Consider the following 9765-nt stretch of genomic DNA (forward strand, 5'->3'; position numbering starts at 1 on the left):
GACCCACAGTGGCGGGTCGGCGTGCGGGGCGACCACGCCGCCGGTGATCAGCGCGAGGGTGATCACACCCATCGTCTTCTGGGCGTCGTTGGTGCCGTGGGCGAGCGAGACCAGGGCGGCCGAGGCGATCTGGCCGGCGCGGTAGCCCTTGGCGGTGTCGGCCTCGTCGCGGTTGCGGGCCAGGCGGTAGGTCAGCCGGGTCGCGGCCGTCGCGGCCACTCCGGCGACGATCGGGGCGGCCACCGCCGGGATCAGGACCTTCATCACCACGGCGTCACCGTGCACGCCCTGGGTGCCGACGGAGACCAGCGTGGCACCGATCAGACCGCCGAAGAGCGCGTGGGACGAGCTGGAGGGGAGGCCCGCGAGCCAGGTCAGCAGGTTCCACACGATGGCGCCGACCAGACCGGCGAAGATCACTTCGGGTCTGATGCCGGCGGTCTCATCGATGATCCCCCCGGAGATGGTCTTGGCCACCTCCACGGACAGGAAAGCGCCGACGAGGTTGAGCGCTGCCGACATCGCCACCGCGGTCCTGGGCTTCAGGGCGCCGGTGGAGATGGTGGTGGCCATTGCGTTGGCCGTGTCGTGGAAGCCGTTCGTAAAATCGAACACCAAGGCCGTGACGATCACGATCCCGATGAGAAGCGTGATGTGTTCCATTCACCCAGGCAATCAGTTCGAAGGTCAGTGTCGCCGGGGACCGTACGGAGAGTGGGTGAACGGAAAGTGAACTGGAGCGAGCCCGGTGGTGACGTCGCCGCACTGTTCGCGCGGAGGTGCCTCTCACGTCACTTCCGCCTCACCTTTCGGCCACCTTCCTCTGCTCTGTCGTAGCAGCGCTCCCACGGGGCCGAGGGTAGGGGGAGGGGCACCCGGGAGCCCGCCCCGCAACGGCCGGCGGGACGAGGAGCAGTAATAAATGTCACCTGATGGCGGAACCGCATCCGCAGCTCGCGCTTCCGCCGCACCGCCAAGTCGCCGCACCGAGCCGGAGGACCCATGAAGGACCGCCCCGACCCGCTCGCCGCCGCCTGGAGCGAACTGGTCGCCACCGCCCGGAGAACCGTCACCGACGGTCTCGTCGTCGGAACGTCCGGCAATGTCTCGCGCCGCATCAGGGACCTGATCCTCGTCACCCCCAGCGGCGTCCCCTACGACCGGCTGGGACCGGGCGACACCACCGCCGTCGACCTCGACGGACGCCAGATCATCGGCCATCTCCGGCCGACCAGCGAGCTGCCCCTGCACCTGGCGGTGTACCGCAGCACCCCGGCCACCGCCGTCGTCCACACCCACGCCCCGTACGCCACCGCCGTCTCCACCCTCCTCACCGAACTCCCTCCGGTCCACTACATGGCCGCGTCGCTCGGCGGGCCGGTACGCGTCGCCCCCTACGCCCTCTACGGCAGCGACGAACTCGCCGCGCACCTGCTCGACGCGCTCCGCGACCGCACCGGAGCCCTGCTCCGGAACCACGGCACCCTCACCTACGGCGACAGCCTCGACCAGGCCCTCGACCGCACCGCCCAGCTGGAGTGGATGTGCCGGGTCTGGCTCCTCGCCCGCTCCGTGCCGGGGCACACCCCCAGCCTGCTGTCGGCCGACGAGCTGGCCGCGGCCGGCGCACGGCTGGCGGGCTACGGCCAGCCCGGCGACGGCCTCCGGGGCTGAGCGCAGCGCCCGGCTTCCTCCGGGGCCGAGCCCAGCGCCCGGTGGTCCGCGGCTGAGCACAGTGCCCGGCACAGCGCCCCGGCGGCCCTCACCCCGCGGGCTCCGCCGAGTGGCCGCACCCGACCCCGCTGCGCACACTGAGGAGATGCGTCCGGGTACAGCGGCGGCCACGGCAGCCCTCAGCGCGATCGGTGCCGGGGCGGCCGCCGTGGCGGTCGGCCGCTACGCGGGCGACATCGCCCTGAAGCCGTCCCCCGAACACCCCCTCCCGGGCGACTCCCGCCTCACCGTGCACTCCGTCGGCGACGAGCGGATCGCCCTCACCCGCAGTCTGGTGTCCCTGCGGCCCGGCACCTACGGCCTCACCGGCGCCGGCTGCCACGCCGTGATCGGCTCCGTCGTCCGCGGACCGCACCCCGTGGACGCCGTCGTACGCCGTCTGGAACGGGTCACCCACGGCACCCTCAGGCCGGGCAGCCGGATGCGGCTCACCCCACAGGTGCACATCGGCAACCCCCGCGACGCACTCGGCCTGGACTGCGCCGACATCGACATCCCCGGCGAACTCGGGCCCCTCCCCGCCTGGTTCGTCCCCGGCGTACGGGACACCTGGGTCATCACCGCCCACGGCCTGGGCACCACCCGCGAACACCCCATGGTGGTCATGCCCTTCCTGCACCGCCACCGGCTGCCCGTCCTGGACCTCGCCTACCGCAACGACCTCGGCGCGCCCCGCACCACCGACGGCATCAACCACCTCGGCGACACCGAATGGCGCGACCTGGACGCGGCCATCCGCTACGCGGTCCGCTACGGCGCCCGGGCCGTCGTCCTCCACGGCTGGTCCGTTGGCGCGACGATGGCCCTGCGGGCCGCCGCCCGCTCCGCGCTGCGCGACCGCATCAGCGGACTGATCCTGGACTCGCCGGTCCTCGACCGGCACGCCACGGTCCGCGCGCTGGCCGCCGCCCGGGGCGTGCCGCGCGCCCTGCTGCCGCTGGTCGTCCGCGCCGCCGAGGGCACCACGGGCATGCCGGTCCACCGCCCCGCGGACGCCGCCGACCCGGCCGCGCTGACCGTCCCCACCCTGCTCTTCCATGGCCCCGACGACCTGATCGCCCCCTGGGCGGCCTCCCGCTCCTTCGCGGCCCGCCGCGCCGGGCTGATCACCCTGCACGCGGTCCCGCACGCACCGCACGCCGCGATGTGGAACGTCGACCCGCCCCGCTACGAAGAGGCCCTGCGCCGCTTCCTCACCCCTCTCATGTAGTGCCTCCAGTGCCTCTCCTGCCTCTCCCCTGTAGTGCCTCACCGCTCTCATGCACCGGCCCCCGGCCGCCCCGGCCCGGTGACGCCGGGGTGTACAGGCGGACAACTCCCCACATCGGGCGTGCGACGGCCGGGTGGGGTGCGGCCGTCGGACCGTGATCCGTCGTCCGATTGGGCTTTCGGGCCGTCAGCCGCAAGACTGCTCCTGTGACGTCCCGTACTCCGCGCGACTCCAGGCTCCGACTCGTCCCCCGTCAACCTGTCACGGCCGCCCGCCGGGCGGTCGCCACCCGGGCCAAGCGCCCGGCGCCCCGCCCGCCCGAGGGCACTCCGCCGCCCTCGGAGCTGGCCCGTCAGGCCCGCGCCGTGCTGGCCGGCGCCGCCCGGCTCGCCCGCTGGGCCGACAGCGCCGCCGTCGCCGGCCCGGGCGGCGGACTGCGCGCCGGACAGGACTGCGCGCTCCCCGCGCCCGCCGTGGAACGCGCCGCCGAGGCCCTGGGCCTGACGCCGCAACAGGTCCGCACCGACTGGGACCGGGCCCGGCTCGCCGGACTCGTCGAACTCCACGACGGCCTCGCCCGCCCCGGCTGGCGGCTGCGCGCCTGGGACCGCGACGACACGGCGGTGCTGCGCGGCTGGGTCGCGCTCTTCGACGCCTGGTCACTGGCCCGCCCCGCACCGCCGGGTGCCGGGCCCGCGCTCATCGCCGAGGTCGTCGAGGCGCTGCCGCAGCTGCTGTCCCTGCTGCACCTGTCGGCCGGCCCGGTCCGGCTGCCGGTGCTGCTGGACATGCTGGAGCAGCGCGTCACCGAACTGCGTACGGAACGCTGCGAGGTCCCGTACGGGCCGGACTCCGCGCCCGGCCCGGCCGACGGCGGCACCGGGGCGGAGGCCGGCGACGCCGCGGGGGCGTCGCTGGCCGGGCTGCTCGGCTGGGCCCTGGACGCGCTGCTCACGGTCGGCGCGCTGGTGCCGCCGCACGGCGCACCGGACGGCGCCTACCAGGGCGCCCACGACGCGTCCGAGGCGCAGCTGACACCGCTCGGCAACTGGTCGGTGTGGATCAAGCTGGAGCAGATCTGCGTGGCCGCGCAGAGCCCGGCGGGCCATATCGAGCAGTCCGCCGAGGCGATGCTGCGCGGCAGCGCCCGGCTGACCCCGGGGCCGGCCCGCGCCGAGTACCGCGCGTGGCTCGCCGCCCGCTCCGTGGGCGCGGCCGTCGAGGAGCTGCTGACCGTGGCCCGCGGCGAGGACGCACTCCTGCGCGGCCTGGCCTTCGAGGCGCTGCGCGCGGTCGGCGCACCGGCCGAGGCCGCCGTACGCGCCGCGGCCGACGAGCCGGGCCTGCGCCCGTACGCCCTGCTGTGGCTGGTCGAGCACGAGGGCGGCGACCCGGACACCGCGCCCGATGTGCTCACCCGCGAGGAGTCGACCTGGCTCTGGGTGGACACCGCGGCGGCCGTCGCCGACCACGGCGAGACCCAGCTGCTGGTGCGCCACCTCGACTCGGCGGTCCAGGGCTCGGTGCCGCGCCTGTTGGAGGAGGTACGCGCCGTCGGTCACCCCCGTACCGTCCAGGTACTGGTGGCCCTGGCCGCGGCCCATCCGGATCCGGCCCTGGCGAAGGCGGTTCGGCGGGCGGCGTTCCAGGTGCATACGGGTTCGGCTGCGCTCGGCTGACGGCCCGCGCCGTCACGGGTGCGGGCCGCACCCGTGACCAGGGAACTGATCACGGAACTATGGGGAGGGTCACATTGGCCGCCACCCAGAAAATCCGCTTGCACCGGCCCGTTAGACTGCCTGCTATGGCAGTTCTCCTCTGGGTTCATTAGACGGCGCAGACCGCTCTCGGACCGTCCGTCCAATCCGCCGTCTTCCTGCCCTGGAGCTTTTCCCGTGATCACCGCTTCCGGCCTCGAGCTGCGCGCCGGCGCCCGCGTTCTCATCGAGTCCGCCTCCTTCCGTATCGCCAAGGGCGACCGCATCGGCCTGGTCGGCCGCAACGGCGCCGGCAAGACCACCCTCACCAAGGTCCTGGCGGGGGAGGGCATCCCCGCCGCCGGTACGGTCACCCGCGCCGGCCAGGTCGGCTACCTGCCGCAGGACCCGCGCACCGGCGACCTGGACGTGCTCGCCCGCGACCGCATCCTGTCCGCCCGCGGTCTGGACACCGTGCTGCGCAAGATGCGCGAGAACGAGGACCGGATGGCGAACGGCAAGGGCGCCACCCGCGACAAGGCGATGAAGAAGTACGAGCGCCTGGAGACCGAGTTCCTCACCAAGGGCGGGTACGCCGCGGAGGCGGAGGCCGCGACCATCGCCGCCAGCCTCGGCCTGCCCGACCGCATCCTCGGCCAGCCGCTGCACACCCTCTCCGGCGGTCAGCGGCGCCGTGTCGAGCTGGCCCGGATCCTCTTCTCGGACTCCGACACCCTGCTGCTCGACGAGCCGACCAACCACCTCGACGCCGACTCCATCGTCTGGCTGCGCGACTACCTCAAGACCTACCGCGGCGGCTTCATCGTCATCTCGCACGACGTCGACCTGGTCGAGACGGTCGTGAACAAGGTGTTCTACCTGGACGCCAACCGGTCGCAGATCGACGTCTACAACATGGGCTGGAAGCTCTACCAGCAGCAGCGCGAGGCCGACGAGAAGCGCCGCAAGCGCGAGCGGGCCAATGCCGAGAAGAAGGCCGCGGCGCTCAACTCCCAGGCCGACAAGATGCGGGCCAAGGCCACCAAGACGGTCGCCGCGCAGAACATGGCCAAGCGCGCCGACAAGCTGCTCGCCGGTCTGGAGGCGGTGCGTGCCGCCGACAAGGTGGCCAAGCTGCGCTTCCCGGACCCGGCGCCGTGCGGGAAGACCCCGCTGACCGCCGAGGGCCTGTCGAAGTCCTACGGTTCGCTGGAGATCTTCACCGACGTCGACCTGGCCATCGACAAGGGCTCCCGGGTCGTCATCCTGGGCCTGAACGGTGCCGGCAAGACCACTCTGCTGCGGCTGCTGGCCGGCGTCGAGCAGCCGGACACCGGGCAGGTCCAGCCCGGCCACGGCCTCAAGCTCGGTTACTACGCGCAGGAGCACGAGACCCTGGACCCGGACCGTACGGTCCTGGAGAACATGCGCTCCGCCGCCCCGGACATGGACCTGGTCGCGGTCCGGAAGGTGCTGGGCTCCTTCCTCTTCTCCGGTGACGACGTCGACAAGCCGGCCGGGGTGCTCTCCGGCGGTGAGAAGACCCGGCTGGCGCTGGCGACGCTGGTCGTCTCCTCCGCCAATGTGCTGCTGCTCGACGAGCCCACCAACAACCTCGACCCGGCCAGCCGGGAGGAGATCCTCGGCGCGCTGCGCACGTTCACGGGCGCGGTGGTCCTGGTGACGCACGACGAGGGAGCGGTGGACGCGCTGCAGCCGGAGCGCATCATCCTGCTGCCCGACGGTGTCGAGGACCTGTGGGGCCAGGACTACGCGGACCTGGTCGCGCTGGCCTGACCCGGCAGGGCGCCTGACCCGGGCCGGGCGCCGGGCGTACCGGGTCCGGGGCGCCGGAGCGGTCATGGCGGGGGATCACGCCGTATGGATCATTCGGCCCATGTGTGATCCATCATCTGAGTGAGAACGGCTCGTACACCGGCGAGCCTGCGCCGCCCGGCCCGCGCCCCGCCCCCGTTCTGCTTCCGCTCGCTCCGTAGGCCATCTGACCTGCCACTTCTCGGAGAAGTCGGTTCCCGGACGGCTCGGCAACCGGCCGGAATGAGAGATTCCAGCCCGAGTTTCCGGGCATCCGACGGCAAAGTCTGTCGTACAGACCTTGCGGAATGGGTGGCCAGGAAGCCTGGTAGGGGTGATCATGAGAGTCCAGAGCGCACTTCCCACGAGGAGGCACGGGTGGCCGAGACTCTGAAGAAGGGCAGCCGGGTGACCGGCGCCGCGCGCGAGAAGCTCGCGGCAGACCTGAAGAAGAAGTACGACGCCGGGGCAAGCATCCGGGCGTTGGCCGAGGAAACCGGCCGCTCCTACGGATTCGTGCACCGGATGCTCAGCGAATCCGGTGTGGTCCTGCGCGGTCGTGGCGGAGCCACAAGGGGCAAGAAGGCCGCCTCGGTCTGACGTCCGCGACTCCGGGTAGCAGCGGTACCCCCGGCCTGCCGCATGGCCGGCCGGGGGGTTACCGTTCAGTCACTTACGCACTCAGGTGCGGTCGGCTGACTCGGAGGCGCTCATGACTCTGCTCGACAAGGACGGTGTGCGGCTCACCGTTGACGGTGCCATCGCCACGGTGACCCTCGCCAACGCGGCCAAGCGCAATGCGCAGTCGCCGGCCATGTGGCGGGCGCTGGCCGAGGCGGGTTCGCTGCTGCCGGGAAGCGTACGGATCGCGGTGCTGCGCGGTGAGGGCAAGTCCTTCTCCGCGGGGCTCGACCGCCAGGCGTTCACGCCCGAAGGCTTCGACGGCGAGCCGTCGTTCATCGATCTGGCGCGCGGCACGGACAGCGCACTGGACGCCACGATCACCGAGTACCAGGAGGCGTTCACCTGGTGGCGGCGGAACGACCTGGTGTCCATCGCCGCCGTGCAGGGGCACGCCATCGGCGCGGGCTTCCAGCTCGCGCTCGCCTGCGATCTGCGCGTGGTCGCCGACGACGTGCAGTTCGCCATGCGCGAGACCAGCCTGGGTCTGGTACCGGACCTGACCGGCACCCACCCCCTCGTCGGACTGGTGGGCTACGCCCGCGCGCTGGAGATCTGCGCCACCGGGCGGTTCGTCCACGCGGCGGAGGCCGAGCGGACCGGCCTCGCCAACCTCGTCGTCCCCCGGGACGAACTCGACGCCGCGGTGGCCGACCTGGCCGCCGCACTCCTCGCCGCGCCGCGCGACGCCGTCGTCGAGACCAAGGCCCTGCTGGCCGGCGCCGGCGGCCGCACGTACGAGGAGCAGCGCACCGCCGAACGCGCCGCACAGGCCCGCCGCCTGCGTGACCTCGCGGGAGTGGGCGACTGAGACGGTGATATGCGGCGGCGGCCCGGGGAGCGCATGGCTTCCCGGGCCGCCGCCTCACTGCTGTTCGACGGCCGTGACCAGCACGGCGATCGTCGACGGCGCGGACGGCGCGGCGGCCACCGCATGCCGTACCGCGCTGCTGACGTCCAGCGCCCGGTACCCCGCCGCGACCGCGAGCTGGATCAGCGCATGGCCGCCGGCCGGCCGCACCGGACGGGACAGGCCGCCGAGCACCGGCGTCAGCCGGGCCACCCCCGGCACCTCCCGTGCCACGGCCGCGATCCCCTCCGGGCCCCCGGCGCCGGCCGTGCCCGGAGGCGTCGCCGCCGCTTCACCGGGAGGCACCGGCGGTGGTGACACCGGCGCCGCGCCCGGAGGCGTCACCGCCTCTCCGGGCGCCTCCACCAGCCCGCTCACCAGCAGATCCACCACGCTCACCACCAGCCCCAGGTCCCGGACCGACGCCTCCAGCAGCGCCGCACGGACCTGGTCGGCGACCTCGGGCAGCGGCCGGTCCGGGACCGTGGCGGCGGCCGGTGCCCCCATCACGACCGGCACGTCGATGGCTGCGTCGATCCGCAGCGGGCCCGGCGGCAGGGCGCTCGGCGGGGGCGGCACCACCGGCTCCGGGGCGTGCCCGGGGTCGGCGACCGACAGCCGCAGCCGGCCGATCCGGGCACCGGCCGGTGCCCCGACGGCCGCCCGCAGCGCGCCGACGGCGGCCCGTTCGGTGATCCAGGACCCGTCCGCGGGCCCGCCCAGCGGCAGCACCCGGCCGGCCCCGAGCTGCTCCCGCACGGTCTGCGTCAGCCGGTTCGCGGCCACCGCGTCACCCCTTTCCGTAGGAAGCCCCGCCCGGTGGGACGCCACCAGCCTGCCGCACACCGGCCCGTACGGCAGGGCGTGGCGCCGTACGGCCCGGGGCACTCCACTGCCGCGTCCCCGGAGCGGCCCCGGACAACCCCGCCTACTGTGGGGAGCGGAGCGGGCCGCCCGCTCCTCCCGGCGGACAGGGACACCGCGGAAGGGGCACCACGGCGATGAGCGAGACCCAGCAGCAGACAGAGGGCTCCAGGACCCCGGTCAGGCGGGGCGGCGGCGACCCCGCCGAGCGCGGGCGGACCACCATCGCCGACGGAGTCGTGGAGAAGATCGCCGGCCTCGCGGCCCGGGACGTCGTCGGCGTGCACGCCATGGGCAGCGGCCTGGCGCGCACGCTCGGCGCCGTACGGGAACGGGTACCCGGCGGCGGACGCTCCGCGAGCGCCACACGCGGGGTGAAGGCCGAGGTCGGCGAGGTGCAGACCGCGCTGGACCTGGAGATCGTGGTCGACTACGGCGTCGCCATCGCGGATGTCGCACGGGCCGTCCGCGAGAACGTCATCGCCGCCGTGGAGCGGATGACGGGCCTGGAGGTCGTCGAGGTCAATATCGCGGTCAGCGACGTCAAGCTGCCCGACGAGGCGGACGAGGACGAGGAAGCGGAGCCGCGGCTCCAGTGATCAGGTCCGCCCCGCGGCGGCAGTGCGGGAGCCCGCGACAGCGAAGGAGCGCACGATGAGCATGGCGGTGGCCGGTCTGGTGGCCGGGATGGCGCTGGGCTTCGCCGGATACTTCGGCGGCTTCGGGGCCTTTGTCGTGGTGGCGGCGCTGGGCGCCATCGGGTTCGTGGCCGGCCGGTTCCTCGACGGGGACTGGGAGGCCGGCGACTTCTTCCGCACCCGCACCGGCGACCGCGACGACCGGCGGCGGTGAGGCCGGGTGGCAGCCGTCCACCAGGCGGCCCCGCCCGCCGCTGCCGCCGGTGTACCGGCGGG

Annotated in this window: 10 protein-coding genes; 8 read left to right on the forward strand and 2 right to left on the reverse strand. The window is 73.7% G+C overall.

Going from position 1 to position 9765, the window contains the following annotated elements:
* The coding region (locus AZE13_RS18360; RefSeq protein ID WP_147264678.1) for an inorganic phosphate transporter at positions 1 to 663 on the reverse strand (663 nt) is incomplete at its 3' end.
* A 339-nt stretch (positions 664 to 1002) separates the two neighbouring features.
* Between AZE13_RS18360 and AZE13_RS18365 the strand changes: the two genes are divergently transcribed.
* From AZE13_RS18365 to AZE13_RS18390, 6 genes are all read left to right on the forward strand, one after another.
* A complete protein-coding gene (locus tag AZE13_RS18365; protein WP_066932542.1) occupies positions 1003 to 1674 on the forward strand; it encodes a class II aldolase/adducin family protein in 672 nt (223 codons plus the stop codon).
* 145 nt (positions 1675 to 1819) lie between these two features.
* Positions 1820 to 2944, forward strand: coding sequence for an alpha/beta hydrolase (locus tag AZE13_RS18370; protein WP_066932547.1), 1125 nt, complete (start codon positions 1820 to 1822; stop codon positions 2942 to 2944).
* Between the two features lie 206 nt (positions 2945 to 3150).
* Entirely contained in the window at positions 3151 to 4623 is a 1473-nt protein-coding gene (locus tag AZE13_RS18375; RefSeq protein WP_066932549.1) for a hypothetical protein, read from the forward strand.
* 216 nt (positions 4624 to 4839) lie between these two features.
* Positions 4840 to 6438: an ABC-F family ATP-binding cassette domain-containing protein gene (locus AZE13_RS18380; protein ID WP_066932551.1), complete on the forward strand. Its 1599-nt coding sequence runs from the start codon at positions 4840 to 4842 to the stop codon at positions 6436 to 6438.
* A gap of 396 nt (positions 6439 to 6834) precedes the next feature.
* Positions 6835 to 7056, forward strand: a complete 222-nt coding sequence (locus AZE13_RS18385) for a helix-turn-helix domain-containing protein (protein ID WP_043263790.1) — start codon at positions 6835 to 6837, stop codon at positions 7054 to 7056.
* A 112-nt stretch (positions 7057 to 7168) separates the two neighbouring features.
* The gene (locus AZE13_RS18390) at positions 7169 to 7948 is read left to right on the forward strand and encodes an enoyl-CoA hydratase/isomerase family protein (RefSeq protein ID WP_066932553.1); all 780 of its coding nucleotides are present in this window, start codon (positions 7169 to 7171) and stop codon (positions 7946 to 7948) included.
* Between the two features lie 54 nt (positions 7949 to 8002).
* Here AZE13_RS18390 and AZE13_RS18395 read toward each other — a convergent pair whose 3' ends face one another.
* Complete coding sequence (locus tag AZE13_RS18395) at positions 8003 to 8773, reverse strand: hypothetical protein (protein ID WP_066932560.1); 771 nt, start codon at positions 8771 to 8773, stop codon at positions 8003 to 8005.
* A gap of 215 nt (positions 8774 to 8988) precedes the next feature.
* Here AZE13_RS18395 and AZE13_RS18400 point away from each other — a divergent pair, with 215 nt between their 5' ends.
* Both AZE13_RS18400 and AZE13_RS18405 read left to right on the forward strand, forming a co-directional pair.
* A complete protein-coding gene (locus tag AZE13_RS18400; RefSeq protein WP_066932561.1) occupies positions 8989 to 9450 on the forward strand; it encodes an Asp23/Gls24 family envelope stress response protein in 462 nt (153 codons plus the stop codon).
* A 55-nt stretch (positions 9451 to 9505) separates the two neighbouring features.
* Positions 9506 to 9703 (forward strand): hypothetical protein, encoded by a 198-nt coding sequence (locus AZE13_RS18405; protein WP_066932562.1) that lies wholly within the window; start codon positions 9506 to 9508, stop codon positions 9701 to 9703.
* Positions 9704 to 9765: the final 62 nt, after the last annotated feature.

Source organism: Streptomyces sp. NBRC 110611, assembly GCF_001590865.1.
Taxonomy (GTDB): domain Bacteria; phylum Actinomycetota; class Actinomycetes; order Streptomycetales; family Streptomycetaceae; genus Streptomyces.

What these genes read in the sequence shown, in the direction of transcription:
- AZE13_RS18400 (WP_066932561.1), top strand. Translation starts at nt 8,989, where the DNA reads ATGAGCGAGACCCAGCAGCAGACAGAGGGCTCCAGGACCCCGGTCAGG.
- AZE13_RS18390 (WP_066932553.1), top strand. Translation starts at nt 7,169, where the DNA reads ATGACTCTGCTCGACAAGGACGGTGTGCGGCTCACCGTTGACGGTGCC.
- AZE13_RS18365 (WP_066932542.1), top strand. Translation starts at nt 1,003, where the DNA reads ATGAAGGACCGCCCCGACCCGCTCGCCGCCGCCTGGAGCGAACTGGTC.
- AZE13_RS18370 (WP_066932547.1), top strand. Translation starts at nt 1,820, where the DNA reads ATGCGTCCGGGTACAGCGGCGGCCACGGCAGCCCTCAGCGCGATCGGT.
- AZE13_RS18405 (WP_066932562.1), top strand. Translation starts at nt 9,506, where the DNA reads ATGAGCATGGCGGTGGCCGGTCTGGTGGCCGGGATGGCGCTGGGCTTC.